This window comes from Halomonas sp. TD01 (assembly GCF_923868895.1).
Taxonomy (GTDB): domain Bacteria; phylum Pseudomonadota; class Gammaproteobacteria; order Pseudomonadales; family Halomonadaceae; genus Vreelandella.
The window spans coordinates 830,528-846,203 of the sequence record NZ_OV350343.1; the positions used below are offsets into that span (position 1 = coordinate 830,528).

Sequence of the window (15,676 nt, forward strand, 5' to 3'; positions counted from 1 at the left end):
CAGCGACCCTCTTATGCGCACTTTACGAGATATCAACGAATTACGCAGCACGCTTAGCGAATACCGTCAGCGTGGCCAACGCATTGCCTTAGTACCCACAATGGGCAATCTCCATCAAGGCCATTTGGCGCTTGTGGCCAATGCCCGCCAACACGCGGACGTCGTCGTTTCAAGCCTGTTCGTGAACCCGATGCAGTTTGGCCCAGGCGAAGACTTGGACGCCTACCCGCGCACGTTTGAGGCGGATCAGGCGCAGTTGACAGATGCAGGCTGCGATATTCTCTTCGCCCCTACCGTCAGCGCGCTTTACCCTAATGGTTTGACTTCCCAGACCCGCGTGCATGTTCCCGAGGTAGGTGAAGGGTTATGCGGAGGCTCGCGTCCTGGACACTTTGATGGTGTTTCTACCGTGGTCAGCATGCTGTTTAACCTGGTGCAGCCGGATGTGGCCTGCTTCGGCGAAAAGGATTACCAGCAGCTAGCGGTCATTCGTAAGCTGGTGAGCGATCTGCACATGCCTATCGAGATCATCGGCGTACCGATTGTTCGCGCTGATGACGGTCTAGCGCTCTCCTCTCGTAATGGTTATTTAAGCGAGCTGGAGCGCGCCAAAGCCCCCATGCTATATCGCACCTTATGCGAGTTACGCGATGCGTTAGAGCGCGGCACTCCCTCCGAACAGGTACTACAACAGGGTAAAACAGCACTGTATGATGCTGGCTTTACGCCAGATTACCTTGAGCTGCGTGACACAACGCTTGCCGCTGTGAGCAGCTCGACACGCAGTGCGGTGCTGTTAGCAGCGGCTAAGCTAGGCCCTGCTCGACTTATTGACAATCTCAGCGTGCAGCTCCCAGACGCTGCCACTGACGCTAGCCCGTAGCTAGTTTCGTTATTTAGGAGTTTCTATGCACACGATTATGCTTAAAGCCAAGCTGCATATGGCTCGCGTTACCCACGCGGTACTCAACTACGAAGGTTCCTGTGCCATTGATGGCGAACTGCTAGATATGGCCGGTATTCGCGAAAACGAGCAGATCCAAATCTATAACGTAGAAAACGGCGAGCGTTTTACCACCTACGCGATTCGTGGAGAAGAAGGCTCTCGGCTAATTTCTATCAATGGCGCAGCTGCTCATTTAGCCTCACCAGGTCATCGCATTATTATTTGTAGCTACGCCCACTACTCAGAAGCAGAGCTTGAAAACCACCAACCTGCGCTGGTCTACCTGCAAGAAGGCAATCACGTTAGCCACACCAGTAATGCGATTCCTGTCCAATTAGCCTAAGCCAAGCAGTTGAGTAAGCAGCTATTTAACGGGCCGTTGATCGGCCCGTTTTTATTTGCCTAAAAAAGCGTATTGCCGCAACGCACAACCTTCCCCTATGCTGATAGGTAAGTTTGACACAACATGCTAATAATAATGGATAGGGCAACTCCCTTCTGGAGCTTCTATCCTCACTAGGAACGTTGCGTTACTTACCCAAGGAGTCATCATATGCAAGACGTGGTTATTGTCGCTGCTCGCCGCACCGCCGTAGGAAGCTTTGGTGGATCACTCGCTGGCATTCCGGCAAGCGATTTAGGTGCATTGGTTATTAAAGACATTCTCGCCTCTACCGGCGTTGCCCCAGAGCAAATTGATGAAGTGTTGCTCGGCCAAGTACTGACAGCGGGCGTCGGCCAAAACCCCGCCCGCCAGGCGGTTATTAAAGCTGGCTTACCAGAATCTGTACCCGCTATGACCATCAACAAAGTGTGTGGCTCTGGCCTTAAAGCACTGCATTTAGCGACTCAAGCCATTCGTTGTGGCGACGCAGAGATTATTCTGGCCGGTGGTCAGGAAAACATGTCTGCTTCCCCCCATATCCTGCCTAACTCGCGTAACGGCCAGCGCATGGGTGACTGGAAAGCAATTGATTCCATGGTTCACGATGGCCTGTGGGATGCGTTCAATAACTATCACATGGGCATTACCGCTGAAAATCTGGCGGAAAAATACAGCATCACTCGCGAAGCGATGGACGAGTTCGCCGCGGCCTCTCAGCAGAAAGCCGCTCAAGCTATTAGAGATGGTAAATTCAAAGGTCAGATCGTTCCTGTGGAAATTCCGCAGCGCAAAGGCGACCCAGTCGTGTTTGATACTGATGAAAACCCACGGGAAGTTACCGCTGAAAAGCTGGGTGGCATGCGCCCCGCGTTCAAGAAAGACGGCACCGTTACCGCCGGTAACGCTTCATCCTTAAACGATGGCGCCGCCGTGGTAATGCTCTGTTCAGCAGAAAAAGCCAAAGAACTTGGCTTAGAGCCACTGGCGCGTATTGCCGCTTACTCTAACGCTGGCGTTGACCCAGCCATCATGGGCATTGGCCCAGCCCCGGCCACCCGCCGCTGCCTCGAAAAAGCTGGTTGGAGCCTGGATGACCTTGACCTAGTAGAAGCTAACGAAGCATTTGCTGCTCAAGCGCTTTCCGTCAATAAAGAGCTGGGCTGGGATGTCAGCAAAGTGAATGTTAACGGCGGTGCTATTGCTCTTGGCCACCCGATTGGTGCTTCTGGCTGTCGTATCTTGGTCAGCCTGTTGCATGAAATGATCGCACGTGATGCCAAGAAAGGTCTCGCTACCCTGTGTATCGGCGGCGGCCAAGGCGTTGCACTGGCGATTGAGCGCCCTTAAACGGCCCTACCCAACGCTTGATTAGCTGAAGCGAATGAAAGCCCCCACTAATGAATGGGGGCTTTTTTGTTCGCTTATTTTGCCTAACGACGTTTCTCGCCGACCACGCTGGCTGGCGTGCGTAGCACCAATAGTGCGCCCAGCAGAAATAGCCCCGATGCCGCCCACATGGCAATGGGCAGGCTAGTGCCATCGACGATACGCCCACCAAACATGGCCCCTAAGCCAATCGACATATTAAACGTAAATGCCATCAGCGCGGTGGCGGCCTCGGTATTCGGCGCGGTGCGCAGTATCCAGGTTTGAATACTCACTGACACACTGCCAAAAACAGCACCCCATACCATTAGCAGCAGCACGCCGCTAGTAGGCTGAACACCCAGCAGCGGGAATATAGCTACCACGAGCAGTAAAAGGCTAGGAATAGCCAACACGGCCCGATAAGGGTGACGCCCAGCAAAGATGCCTGCTGCTATATTGCCCATAATGCCCGCCGCACCGTAGAGCAGCAGCAAGCTACCGACATGGCGCTGAGCCACGCCGCTAATGTCCTGCAGAATGGGGCTAATAAAGGTATAAGCAGCAAAGTGCCCCACGACGACAAAACCAGTGGTTAACACCGCGACGCGCACACCACGATTGCTAAACTGTTGCGCTAACACTCGCAGTCGTACCGGCTCTCTTGGCGGCAATGGCGGTAGCCAACACCACAGCGCAATAGCAGTTAACAGACTCAGCCCACCAAGTGCGCCAAATGCCACCCGCCAGTTGCTCAGGTCTCCCAGCAGCGTGCCTAGCGGCACCCCCAACACGGACGCAGCGGCCACACCTCCGAAAATAATCGTCATGGCCTTGGCAACCTGATCGCTGGGCACCAGCCTTGGGGCAATACTGCCCGCAATAGCCCAAAAGCCACCGATGCTGATCCCCACCAGCACACGAGCTGCCAGTAGTAACCCAAAGTTGCTGGCCACCGCTGAAAGCGCGCTGCCAATCACCATCACAATCATCATCAACGTGAGCATGATGCGTCTATCTAGCCGGCCTACCGCTACCGGTAACAGCGGCGCTGAGAAAGCGGCAACCACCCCCGGCACGGTGACCATAAGACCTGCCATACCAGGCGTGACGCCCATTGATGACGCTACCTGGGACAGCAACCCAATAGGTAGTTGCTCAGCCGTCACCAATAAAAAAATGCCGATCATCACGGCCACTACCGCCCACCAACGCGGCGCTTGCTCCTGCTCCATGGCTTTTTCTCTTTTCCTATACAGCCTATAAAACGACACCGCCCCCGCAACTGAAAGCTGCGGGGGCGGTCGTTACGTCTGCATCGCTTTAGTTAGCGACGTCCGCCTCGGCAGCGGCAAAAGCCGCTTTCTCTTCCTCGGTGATCTCTTTGATTGAGAGTTTCACCCGGTTGCGGTTGTCGATATCCAATACTTTCACAATCACATCATCGCCTTCATTTAAGAAGTCGCGCACGTTGTTAACGCGCTCGGCAACAATTTGCGATATGTGAACCAAGCCGTCGGTACCCGGCATGATGTTGACGAAAGCGCCGAAGTCCGCAATGCGAACTACTTTACCGTTGTAAAGCTTACCAATTTCCGCTTCCGCGGTAATTGCTAGCACGGTATCAATGGCTTTTTTGGCCGCCGCTTTATCTTCAGCGTAGATGCGTACGGTGCCATCATCATCCAGATCAATGGAGGCGCCGGTATCTTCACAAATTTTGCGAATCGTCGCGCCGCCTTTACCAATCACATCACGAATCTTATCCGGATCAATTTTGATTGTCGCCATGGACGGCGCATTTTCCGACACATCGGTACGGCTCTGGCTGATCACGTCATTCATCTGAGCAAGGATACTGATGCGAGCGTCGTAAGCCTGCTGCAGCGCCTTCTCCATGATCTCTTCGTTGATGCCTTCAATCTTAATGTCCATTTGCAGGGCGGTCACACCCTCTTCAGAACCGGCAACTTTGAAGTCCATATCACCCAGGTGATCTTCGTCACCCAGGATATCGGTCAATACCGCATAGCCGTCTTCATCTTTCACCAAGCCCATGGCAATACCTGCCACCGGCGCTTTTAACGGCACACCAGCATCCATCAGCGCAAGTGAGGTACCACACACCGACGCCATAGAGCTTGAGCCATTAGATTCGGTGATTTCCGACACCACACGGATCGTGTAGGGAAAAACGTCTTCTGACGGCAGCATCGCTTGAACGCCGCGGCGTGCTAAGCGGCCATGGCCAATTTCACGACGCTTTGGCCCGCCAAAAAAGCCGGCTTCACCGACACAGTAAGGAGGGAAGTTGTAGTGCAGCATAAAGCGGTCTTTACGCTCCCCTTCCAGGGATTCGATCAGCTGTGAGTCACGCAGGGTGCCCAAGGTAGCGATCGCGATTGCCTGGGTCTCACCACGGGTAAATACCGCCGAACCGTGGGTCTTAGGCAAAACACCTACTTCAATCGCCAGCGGACGCACGGTGGTGTTGTCACGGCCATCAATGCGTGGTTCACCTTTTACGACACGAGAGCGTACAACGCGCTTCTCAAGGCCAGCAAAGGCACCCTTCACGTCATCTTTGCTGAATTTGCCTTCTGTTTCTTCGCCTTCAGCGGCGACTAGCTGTGCGACCGCTTCATCTTTCAATGCTGACAATGCATCTTGACGAGCCATTTTGTCAGTGATGCGGTAGGCATCACCCACTTTAGCTTCAAAGGCATTGGCCATGGCCGTTTTCAGCGCTACATTTTCTTCAGTTGGCTGCCAATCCCAACGCGGCTTGCCTGCTTCTGCGACCAGCTCTTTAATCGCACTAACAGCTACCTGCATTTCCTGGTGACCAAACAGCACGGCACCCAGCATTTCGTCTTCAAGCAGTTCCTGAGCTTCCGACTCCACCATCAATACGGCGTTTTCGGTACCGGCAACAACCATGTCCAGCTCAGAGGTTTTCAGCTCTTCGACCGTTGGGTTTAGGAAGTAACCTTGCTCTTCGTTAAAGCCCACGCGTGCCGCACCAATCGGGCCGTTGAATGGCACGCCAGCAATACTCAGCGCCGCTGAGGTGCCCAGCAGTGCCGCGATATCCGGGTCATGATTACGGTCAGTCGACAGAACGGTACAGATGACCTGCACTTCGTTCATAAACCCTTTAGGAAACAGCGGACGGATCGGACGATCAATCAGACGCGAAGTGAGGGTTTCTTTCTCAGTAGGACGCCCTTCACGCTTGAAGAAGCCGCCGGGGATCTTGCCTACTGCGTAAGTTTTTTCTTGGTAGTGTACCGAGAGTGGGAAGAAGGGCTGATTAGGATTCGCTTCTTTTTTAGCCACAACCGTACACAGTACGACAGTTTCATCCATGGTCACCATAACGGCGCCCGTGGCTTGGCGAGCGATACGCCCAGTTTCTAGGGTGACGGTGCTACGACCGTATTGAAACGTTTTTTTTACCGGATTCACGGCGACTTCCTTTAACATTAATATCTACTTGTCTTTTTGCTTGGGTCGTTTTGACTCGCCACCATTCTAGGCGCTGTGGCGCCATACGGCTACCAGAAACAAAAAAACGGGCAGCCCACAAGGGGGCTGCCCGTTTTTAATCGTTGCCGTTAACGCTTAACGACGCAGACCTAAACGCTGAATCAGAGACTGATAGCGTTCAAAATCTTTACGCTTCAGGTAATCCAGCAGCTTACGACGCTGGTTTACCATGCGAATCAGACCACGACGAGAGTGGTGATCCTGCTTGTTGGTTTTGAAGTGGTCCTGCAGGCCATTAATGTTGGCGCTCAGCAGTGCAACCTGAACTTCAGGGGAACCGGTATCGTTATCGCCGCGGCCGTATTCGTTGACGATCTCGGCCTTCTTCTCAGCGGTTAATGCCATCTGTCTCTCCAGTAAGCAATATGCCTAAAAAATGAATGGTTGAGACCACGCATATTTGCAGTCTCAGGCGACTATCTTCACGTACAATTTTCGCGTAAATCGCTACATCCTTGCAACGTTTTACGAGATAGCGACGGTACTTAACAGTCGCTTGGGAGCTACTTCCTGAGCCCCTTTTACAACGCCGAGGCCGATAAACGTCTCAGCGTAATAAAGTCTTGCCAGCGCGTCAGGCTCAAGCGCACCAATGGCTAAACTAGCCGACTGGCCATGTGCAAGACGCCCGAAAGCCGTTTCATCTACCGTCAGCGACGGAAAATGATCCACCAGCACATCTGCAGGCATCAGTTCAGCCTCGCGGGTGGCTTGGTCTGCCAGCGCTTCAAGGTCTTCCAGTGTCCACATTGCATCGCCGGTAAAGGGACCCGTTTTGAGCCTTCTCAACTGACTAATATGGGCACCACAGCCCAGCGCATGACCAATATCTTCAGCCAAGGTGCGAATGTACGTGCCTTTGCTACAGCTGACTTCAAGTTCGAAGGCCGTGCCCTCGAACGCAAGCAGCCGCGCATCATACACGCTTACTCGCCGCGCTGCACGCTCAACGTGCTTACCCTCGCGGGCCAGCTCATAAAGCTTTTTGCCTTGATGCTTCAATGCCGAATACATCGGCGGCACTTGGTCAATCTCGCCGTGAAAGCGAGCTAGGACTGACTCGACATCTTCAGCCGTTAAGCTGGGAATCTCGCGCCGTTCAATGACCGTGCCTTCGGCATCGCCGGTGTCGGTGATCACCCCCAGCTCTACGCGGGTGCGATACATCTTGTCGGCTTCTAACAGGTGCGCGGAAAACTTAGTGGCCTCCCCAAGGCAAATAGGTAACAAGCCTGTTGCCATAGGGTCCAACGTGCCAGTATGACCGGCTTTCTGCGCCTCAAACAGACGGCGCACACGCTGCAGCGCATGGTTGCTGGAAATGCCCTTAGGCTTATCCAGCAGCAGTACACCGTTAACCGGTAATCCGCGACGGCGACGTGCCATTAGCGCGTCTCCTCACCATTGTCATTGTCGCTACCCTCTTCATCATCATGCTGACGTGCACGGTCAGTTGACACTGCTTCGTCGATCAGTGATGAGAGGTGCTGGCCACGCACTACGCTTTCATCGTAATGAAAGCGCAGTTCAGGTACGTGACGCAGCTTAATACGTTTGGCAATTTGGCTTCTTAGAAAGCCTCCAGCGCGCTTTAGCACCTGCAGGTTTTCTTTGATACGCGCGGGATCTTGCTCACCCAATAAAGTGACATAGATATCGGCGTAGCCAAGATCACGGCTGACGGTTGCACCGCTTACCGTAATCATCCCCAAACGCGGGTCTTTTACTTCGCGTTGGATCAGTACCGCCAGCTCCTTTTGGAGCTGGTCAGCTACTCGGTCGGTACGCTTAAATTCGCGCATGATTGCTCCTCGCGGCCTTACAGGCTGCGCTCGACCTTAACTTGGTCGAAGACTTCGATCTTGTCGTTGACCTGAACATCGTTGTAGTTCTTCACGCCGATGCCACACTCCATACCGTTACGCACTTCTTGAACGTCATCTTTGAAGCGGCGTAGCGACTCGAGCTCACCTTCGTAAATCACAACGTTATCACGCAGTACGCGGATACGCTTGCTGCGCGATACGGTGCCTTCGACAACCATACAGCCAGCCACCGCACCAATTTTCGGCGCGCGGAACACGTCGCGTACTTCGGCCACGCCCACGATCTCTTCTTTCCACTCGGGAGCAAGCATACCGCTCATCGCCTGCTTGACCTCATCGATCAGCTGGTAGATGACGCTGTAGTAGCGCAGATCCAGACCTTCACGTTCGATGATTTCACGAGCAGCAGCGTCAGCACGGACGTTGAAGCCGACAACGATAGCTTCAGAAGCAAGCGCCAAGTTGGCATCGGTACCGGTGATACCGCCAACACCCGAGGAGACCACGGCAACTTCAACTTCACCCGTGGAGAGCTCTTCTAGGGCACCCTTAATCGCTTCCAGCGAGCCTTGAACGTCGGCTTTCAGAACGATGTTGACCTTGGCCACTTCGTCTTGGCCCATCTGGCTAAACATGTTCTCCAGCTTGGCCTTCTGCTGACGCGCCAGGCGCACTTCGCGGTATTTGCCTTGACGGAAGTTAGCCACTTCACGGGCTTTCTTTTCATCGGCAACGACCATGAAGTCATCACCCGCATCCGGTGTACCATCCAAACCTTGGATTTCAACCGGCATAGCAGGACCAGCGGTATCAACTTGCTTGCCCAGTTCGTTGGTAAGCGCACGAACGCGACCGTAATGCAGGCCTGCAAGAACGATATCGCCTTTCTTCAACGTTCCGTTTTGCACCAGAACGGTGGCTACCGGACCGCGACCTTTATCAAGACGCGATTCGACAACAACACCTTTACCAGGCGCAGAAGGCACAGCCGTCAGTTCGAGTACTTCAGACACTAGCTGAATAGCTTCCAGCAGCTCTTCGATACCTTCGCCGGTATGTGCGGAGACATGCACAAACTGAGTATCGCCGCCCCACTCTTCGGAGATCACACCATGCTGTGAAAGCTCATTCTTAATGCGATCCAGATCGATGCCTTGCTTGTCGATCTTGTTCACCGCCACCACCATAGGTACTTCAGCAGCTTTGGAGTGCTCGATCGCTTCAATCGTCTGAGGCATCACGCCGTCGTCAGCAGCAACAACCAGGATAACGACGTCAGTCGCTTTAGCACCGCGGGCACGCATTGCGGTAAACGCTGCGTGGCCGGGGGTATCCAGGAAGGTAACGCCGCCGTGGTTGTCTTCCACATGGTAAGCACCGATGTGCTGAGTAATACCACCCGCTTCGCCAGTGGCGACTTTCGCGCGACGGATATAATCCAGCAGTGATGTTTTACCGTGGTCAACGTGGCCCATCACGGTGACTACCGGTGAACGGGTGATCTCTTCGCCTTCGTAGGAGATGCCTTCCAGCATTTCCGTTTCCAGCGCATCGTCTTTCACCAATTTGACCTTGTGGCCCATCTCTTCCACAACGATGGCCGCAGTATCCTGGTCAATCGTTTGGTTGATGGTCACGGCCGCGCCCATGTTGAACATGGCCTTGATCACTTCATTGGCTTTGATCGACATTTTGTCGGCCAGCTCAGCAACGCTGATCGACTCAGGGATCGAGACTTCGCGCACGATCGGCTGGGTCGGCTTTTGGAAAGCATGCTTGCCGTTGCCGCTCTGGCTGGCACCACCACGGCGACCGCCGCGGCGCTCGGCACGCTTTACTTTCTTGCCGCCGCCACCGCGCTTACGCTCTTCGCGATCACCACGATCATCCTCGTCATCACGGCCTTTTTTCTTCGCCGCTGCCTTTTTAGGAGGCGCTGTACGACGATCTGTGCGTCCCTCTTTAGGCGGCGCAGGCGGTAGATCATCAGGTGCCGGCGTGTCATCGATTTGAAGCTCAGGCACAGCGATATTGGGCACTTCAGCCGCTTTTGCCTTGGCTTTTTCTTCCTCAGCTTTACGTGCGGCATCTTCTGCTGCTTTCGCTTTAGCAGACGCGGCCTTCTCTTCAGCTTCGCGAACATCGCGAGCTTTACGCTCGGCTTCCGCTTCTGCCATATCACCTACCAACTGACGCGGGCCAGAATGCTTAGGCTCGGGAGCTTTCGGCTTATCGTCTTCAGCGCTTTTAACGTACGTTTTCTTCTTACGTACCTGCACTTCGATCGTTTTGCCACGCTCGCCAGTTTTAATACGGCTGCGGGTTTTGCGCGTCAGCGTAATGCGGTTTTTGCTAGCATCGCTGTCACCGCCGCCATGACTTTTCTTCAAAAAGCTTAGCAGCGTTTGCTTATCGTCTTCAGACACAGCGTCGCCTTCTGACGCATGCTTTAAACCTGCTTCTTTCATCTGTTCCAATAGGCGGGGCACATCACGGCCCACCTTTACTGCAAAATCTTTAACTGTCATATCTGACATAGTGACCCTCCTCAGCCCGTGACCTTTTACTGTGTGTTCGAATCCGATACGCCATCGTCTTCAAACCAGGGCGCACGGGCAGTCATGATCAGTGCCGCTGCGCGCGCTTCGTCCAACTCCTCGATATCGACCAGATCGTCGACAGACTGCTCGGCGAGATCTTCCATGGTGACGATGCCTCGACTAGCCAGAATGAAGGCCAGGTGGCGCTCCATGCCGTCCATGTCCAGCAAATCGTCTGCTGGTTGGGCACCGTCTAGCGCTTCCTCCGAGGCAATCGCCATCGTCAGCAGCTCGTCTTTCGCTCGTGCGCGCAGCTCTTCCACCAAATCTTCATCGAACTCTTCGATTTCGAGCATCTCTTCAAGCGGCACGTAGGCAACTTCTTCCAGGGTGGTAAACCCTTCTTCTACCAATAGGCGGGCAACATCTTCGTCCACTTCCAGGTGCTGAACAAAGGAGTCCACCAGGCTATCAATTTCCTGCTCACGCTTTGACTCAGCTTCATCTTCGGTCATCACGTTAATGCGCCAGCCGGTTAGCTCAGAGGCTAAGCGCACGTTCTGGCCGCTACGACCAATGGCCTGAGCCAGATTGTCTTGAGCAACGGCCACATCCATGGCGTGAGCATCTTCGTCAACCAGGATAGACGCCACATCGGCGGGTGCCATGGCATTTATCACCAACTGCGCCGGATTGTCGTCCCACAGCACAATATCGACACGCTCATTTTGCAGCTCTGACGACACTGCCTGTACGCGAGAACCGCGCATACCAACACACGCACCAACAGGATCGATACGACGGTCGTTAGTTTTAACGGCGATTTTGGCCCGCGATCCTGGATCGCGCGCCGCGCCTTTAATTTCAATCAGCTGTTCAGCGATTTCTGGCACTTCAATTTTGAACAGCTCAATAATGAACTCAGGACAGGTACGTGACAGTTGTAGCTGCGCACCACGCGCCTCTGGATCCACTTTCACTAACAACGCGCGTACCCGCTCATTCATGCGGTAGCGCTCACCGTGGATCATTTCGTTACGCGGCAAGAACGCCTCTGCGTTTTCGCCCAGGTCAATGATCAACCCGTCACGGGTGGTTTTCTTGACAATACCCGCCACCAACTCGCCTTCGCGGTCGGCGTACTGACGAACAACTTCAGCGCGTTCGGCTTCACGTACCTTTTGAACGATGACCTGCTTTGCTGTTTGCGCAGCGATACGGCCAAACACGGCATTTTCAATCTTTTTCTCAACCACATCGCCTAGTTTAAGCGGCGGATCACGCTGCTCGGCGATGGTTTCTTTGATTTCATAATCAGGTGTTTCAAATTCGTCATCTTCGACAACGGTCCAGTAGCGGAACGTATCGTAGTCGCCCGTGCGGCGATCGATATGCACACGCACATTGGCTTCTTCTTGATCAAAACGCTTGCGTGACGCGCTGGCTAGCGCGGCTTCAACCGCTTCAAAAATAACATCGCGGGGGACGCCTTTTTCGTTAGAGATCGCGTCCACGACCATTAAAATTTCTTTACTCATGCGTTTGCCTCGCCAGAAAACCTGTCCTTTTGTGCATCATCCCGGCAGCCTGCCGGAAGCCGCCACCCGTTTATTCGTCGAATTGCGGGACGACGTGCGCAGAATCGATGCTTTCGATTGGAAAACAGAACTCTTCGCCATCCAGCTGTAGCAGTACCTCATCGCCTTCGACACCAGCGAGAAGGCCTTGATATTTACGCCGTCCATCAAAAGCCACGCGCAATTTGAGCGCTACGTGGTGGCCTTGATAACGAATAAATTGATCCAGGGTATATAAGGGACGTGCCATACCGGGCGACGAGACTTCCAAGCGGTATTCGCCAGGAATAGGGTCTTCCACATCCATAACGGCACTGACTTGGCGACTAATATCAGCGCAGTCTTCCACGCTGACGCCGCTTTCGCGTTCGATATAAATCACCAGCCGCGAATGCTTGCCCTGGGAAAGATGGTCGATACCCCATAGCTCAAAACCCATAGCGGCTACGACAGGTTCGATCAGCGCGTGAAGCGCAGCGTGTTTTGTGGCCACAGACAAAGCTCCTATAGCCGTTGCATCAGGCACCTGGCCAGGAGTTGAATGAAAAGCTAGGTGGCTGATTGGCGTTACCCGGAAATGTGTCTCTGGCAATTCGGAAGACATCCGCTCTGGAGACACTCTTGGCTCTCGAAAAGCTACTAACAAAAAGCCCCTTCACAGGAAGGGGCTTTTCGAAAGAAACCTGTAATACCACCTAATAACATGCTTCGGCTTTCGCCGCCGTCCAATCATCATCGAGATTAACTAATATCAAGACTTATTTGGACAATTAATCATGCTACTAGTAAATGGTAGCGGGGACCGGATTTGAACCGATGACCTTCGGGTTATGAGCCCGACGAGCTACCAGACTGCTCCACCCCGCATCAATCTAGGTCGACGATAATAGACACTTGAATCACTTTCGTCAACCTTTCTTTTCAAGTGCGTTTTTCGTCTTAGGTGCCAATCCCTACTTTTTTGACAAAAGCTCATTTAATGAAGCTTATTTGACAAAATAACTCTGGGAAGCTGGTAAACCAGCAAAACAGATGGTGCCGAAGGCGGGACTTGAACCCGCACGACCATACGGTCACTACCCCCTCAAGATAGCGTGTCTACCAATTCCACCACTTCGGCAACAGGGGAGGCTAAAAAAAGCAGTATCAATATGTTACTCGCTGCTTTCCTCTAGCACTGGCGCGGTATTATCCATACTTGCAGGGCCATCGTCAAGCGTTGGAATATTGCGCTGCTGCTCAATTAGCCGAGAATCGGGGATACCAGCCTCGGGCGCTTGTCCTGCCTGGGTCGCAAAATAAGCCAACGCCATTGAGGTAACAAAAAAGCCGGCGGCTAAAAGCCCCGTTGCGCGGGACAAAAAGTTACCGCTACCCCGCGAACCAAACACAGTTTGCGATGCACCGCCACCAAAGGCAGCACCAGCTTCAGCACCTTTACCCTGCTGAAGCAGGATGAGCACAACCAAGGCGATCGCAATCACCACGTGAACCATAAGAATTGCAACTTGCATGGGATTATCCTGCTGACTGACAAATGGCGTAGAAATCGTCGGTTTTGAGCGAAGCGCCGCCCACTAAACCGCCGTCGATATCCGGCTGAGCGAGCAGCTCAGCCGCATTGTTTGCATTCATGCTGCCGCCGTAAAGCAACTTAAGCTGCTCGGCTAGCGTTTTATCAAACCCAGCTTGGTAGGTACGAATACCAGCCATCACTTCCTGAGCCTGCTCGGGCGTTGCTGTGCGCCCAGTCCCAATTGCCCATACGGGCTCATAGGCAATGACAATCTTAAGCCGCTGAGCTGGCTCTAAACGCGCCATTGCATAGCCAACTTGCCGCAACACAACATCCATAGTGCTACCGGCATCGCGTTCCTCTAAGGTTTCACCAACACAAAGAATCGGCGTTAGGCCGACATCAAGTGCGGCTACCAAGCGGTCAAACACCTGCTCGTCGCCTTCTTTATAAAGCTGGCGACGCTCAGAGTGCCCGACCAGCACATAGCCCACATCAAACTCTTTAAGCATACGCCCACTGATTTCACCCGTATGCGCACCCGAGTGTTGAGGATTGAGCGTCTGCGCTCCTAACTGTAACGGCGTATTTTGGAAAGCACTGCGCGCTGCTTCCAAATAGGGAAACGGCGGAATAACAACAACGTCGATATCAGTAGGCAGCTTAGCCGCGGTGAAGGCGTCTCCAAACGCTTGAATCAACGCCGTGGAACCGTTCATTTTCCAGTTACCGGCAATTAATGGCGTACGCATCGATTATCCTCACTCAAGGTGGAGCGAAATGGTATAGGAGCGGCCTTGTCAAGACAACCGCTGATATACAGGTTAGTTAGTTAGAGGCGCTGGCAAGCCCGCCCATCTACCATCACACGAATTAGCGGCTCAGCGCCCGACAGCCGAAGCAGCGCTCGCAACCTGGGCACCCAAGCCCATTTTCAAGTGCAGCAACCACTTCTTGTAAGGCTGTACCGTCACGAAGTCATCTCCTTATTTAGCGGCGGCTCGCAGCCTTCCTGAAGCACCGCCCATGCCATATTAACGGCATCTACCGTGGGCCCCACATCATGTACACGCAAAATATTGGCGCCACGTTCGACCGCCATGGCCGCTAACGCAAGACCACCGGCCAAGCGTTCTTCCACTGGACGGCCCAATACTTTGCCAATCATGCTTTTCCTCGACATGCCCACTAACAGCGGTAACTCCAGTGTCTGAAGTTCATCCATGTATTTCAGCAGACGTAAGTTATGCTCAATGGTTTTGCCAAAACCAAAGCCAGGATCCACCAGCAGACGGCTACGACGAATTCCAGCAGCCTCACACGCCGCTATACGCTCAGCAAGATAGTCGGCAACCACTCGCTCAACTGGCTGACCGTAATACGGCGACTGCTGCATATCCTGAGGCTCGCCCTGGCGATGCATTAAGCAAACCGGCAGACCAGTACTTGCCGCAGCGCCCAGCGCACCCTCACGCTCTAGCGCTCGCACATCGTTAATCATACCAGCGCCAAGCGCGCTTACTTCGCGCATGACGGCGGGACTGCTGGTATCCACTGACACCAGCGCATCTAGCTCGCGCACCAACGCTTCAACCACAGGTGCCACGCGGTCTAATTCTTCTTGCTCTGATACAGGGCTAGCCCCGGGGCGTGTCGACTCCCCACCCACGTCAATCATCGCCGCACCTTCCGCCAGCATTCGCTCAGCATGGTGCAGTGCACTATCCAATCCAACGTGCTGCCCACCATCAGAGAAGGAGTCCGGAGTAACATTCAGAATACCCATTACCCGTGGGAACGAAAGATCTAGCGAATGGCGCCCACAGCGCAAGTGATATGCGCTATCCGCTACCCGAGAAGGCGATGAAGAGTCAACTATCGGTTTCATGCTGCGGCCTGCTAAAAGAAAAACGTGTCTGCAATTGCTTCACAGCATAACAAAAAGGCGCCCCATGATGGGACGCCTTTACTA

General features: G+C 53.7%; 14 protein-coding genes and 2 tRNA genes. 3 read left to right on the forward strand and 13 right to left on the reverse strand.

The genetic code is table 11. The features are described from left to right. Positions 1-13 precede the first annotated feature (13 nt). The 3 genes from panC (at position 14) to L1X57_RS03880 (ending at position 2,678) form a co-directional block, all read left to right on the forward strand. Positions 14-883, forward strand: a complete 870-nt coding sequence (gene panC / locus L1X57_RS03870; RefSeq protein WP_009723729.1) for a pantoate--beta-alanine ligase — start codon at positions 14-16, stop codon at positions 881-883. 25 nt (positions 884-908) lie between these two features. After that, the gene (gene panD / locus L1X57_RS03875) at positions 909-1,289 is read left to right on the forward strand and encodes an aspartate 1-decarboxylase (RefSeq protein WP_009723730.1); all 381 of its coding nucleotides are present in this window, start codon (positions 909-911) and stop codon (positions 1,287-1,289) included. A 210-nt stretch (positions 1,290-1,499) separates the two neighbouring features. Continuing rightward, positions 1,500-2,678 (forward strand): acetyl-CoA C-acetyltransferase, encoded by a 1,179-nt coding sequence (locus tag L1X57_RS03880; RefSeq protein WP_009723731.1) that lies wholly within the window; start codon positions 1,500-1,502, stop codon positions 2,676-2,678. A gap of 83 nt (positions 2,679-2,761) precedes the next feature. On the opposite strand, the gene L1X57_RS03885 is transcribed toward L1X57_RS03880, so the two are convergent. From L1X57_RS03885 to folP, 13 genes are all read right to left on the reverse strand, one after another. Further along, positions 2,762-3,931, reverse strand: coding sequence for an MFS transporter (locus L1X57_RS03885; RefSeq protein WP_009723732.1), 1,170 nt, complete (start codon positions 3,929-3,931; stop codon positions 2,762-2,764). Positions 3,932-4,019: 88 nt separating this feature from the next. Beyond that, positions 4,020-6,182, reverse strand: a complete 2,163-nt coding sequence (gene pnp / locus L1X57_RS03890; protein ID WP_009723733.1) for a polyribonucleotide nucleotidyltransferase — start codon at positions 6,180-6,182, stop codon at positions 4,020-4,022. Positions 6,183-6,320: 138 nt separating this feature from the next. Further along, complete coding sequence (rpsO, locus tag L1X57_RS03895) at positions 6,321-6,590, reverse strand: 30S ribosomal protein S15 (RefSeq protein WP_009723734.1); 270 nt, start codon at positions 6,588-6,590, stop codon at positions 6,321-6,323. A gap of 120 nt (positions 6,591-6,710) precedes the next feature. After that, on the reverse strand, positions 6,711-7,631 hold the full coding sequence (gene truB / locus L1X57_RS03900) for a tRNA pseudouridine(55) synthase TruB (RefSeq protein ID WP_009723735.1): 921 nt from the start codon (positions 7,629-7,631) through the stop codon (positions 6,711-6,713). Continuing rightward, positions 7,631-8,047 (reverse strand): 30S ribosome-binding factor RbfA, encoded by a 417-nt coding sequence (gene rbfA, locus L1X57_RS03905; protein WP_009723736.1) that lies wholly within the window; start codon positions 8,045-8,047, stop codon positions 7,631-7,633. The genes truB and rbfA overlap by 1 nt, the downstream gene beginning before the upstream one ends. Before the next feature lie 17 nt (positions 8,048-8,064). Beyond that, positions 8,065-10,608, reverse strand: a complete 2,544-nt coding sequence (infB, locus tag L1X57_RS03910) for a translation initiation factor IF-2 (protein ID WP_009723737.1) — start codon at positions 10,606-10,608, stop codon at positions 8,065-8,067. Positions 10,609-10,634: 26 nt separating this feature from the next. Next, positions 10,635-12,149, reverse strand: coding sequence for a transcription termination factor NusA (nusA, locus tag L1X57_RS03915; RefSeq protein ID WP_009723738.1), 1,515 nt, complete (start codon positions 12,147-12,149; stop codon positions 10,635-10,637). Positions 12,150-12,219: 70 nt separating this feature from the next. Continuing rightward, positions 12,220-12,681 (reverse strand): ribosome maturation factor RimP, encoded by a 462-nt coding sequence (rimP, locus tag L1X57_RS03920; RefSeq protein ID WP_009723740.1) that lies wholly within the window; start codon positions 12,679-12,681, stop codon positions 12,220-12,222. A 297-nt stretch (positions 12,682-12,978) separates the two neighbouring features. After that, positions 12,979-13,055 (reverse strand) — tRNA-Met (locus L1X57_RS03925). A 166-nt stretch (positions 13,056-13,221) separates the two neighbouring features. After that, a tRNA-Leu gene (locus L1X57_RS03930) sits at positions 13,222-13,308 on the reverse strand. Between the two features lie 34 nt (positions 13,309-13,342). Beyond that, on the reverse strand, positions 13,343-13,702 hold the full coding sequence (gene secG, locus L1X57_RS03935) for a preprotein translocase subunit SecG (protein WP_009723741.1): 360 nt from the start codon (positions 13,700-13,702) through the stop codon (positions 13,343-13,345). A 4-nt stretch (positions 13,703-13,706) separates the two neighbouring features. Beyond that, positions 13,707-14,456 carry a triose-phosphate isomerase gene (gene tpiA / locus L1X57_RS03940; RefSeq protein ID WP_009723742.1) on the reverse strand — a complete coding sequence of 250 codons (750 nt, stop codon included), beginning with the start codon at positions 14,454-14,456 and terminating at the stop codon, positions 13,707-13,709. A gap of 218 nt (positions 14,457-14,674) precedes the next feature. Then, complete coding sequence (folP, locus tag L1X57_RS03945; RefSeq protein WP_009723744.1) at positions 14,675-15,592, reverse strand: dihydropteroate synthase; 918 nt, start codon at positions 15,590-15,592, stop codon at positions 14,675-14,677. Positions 15,593-15,676 lie beyond the last annotated feature (84 nt).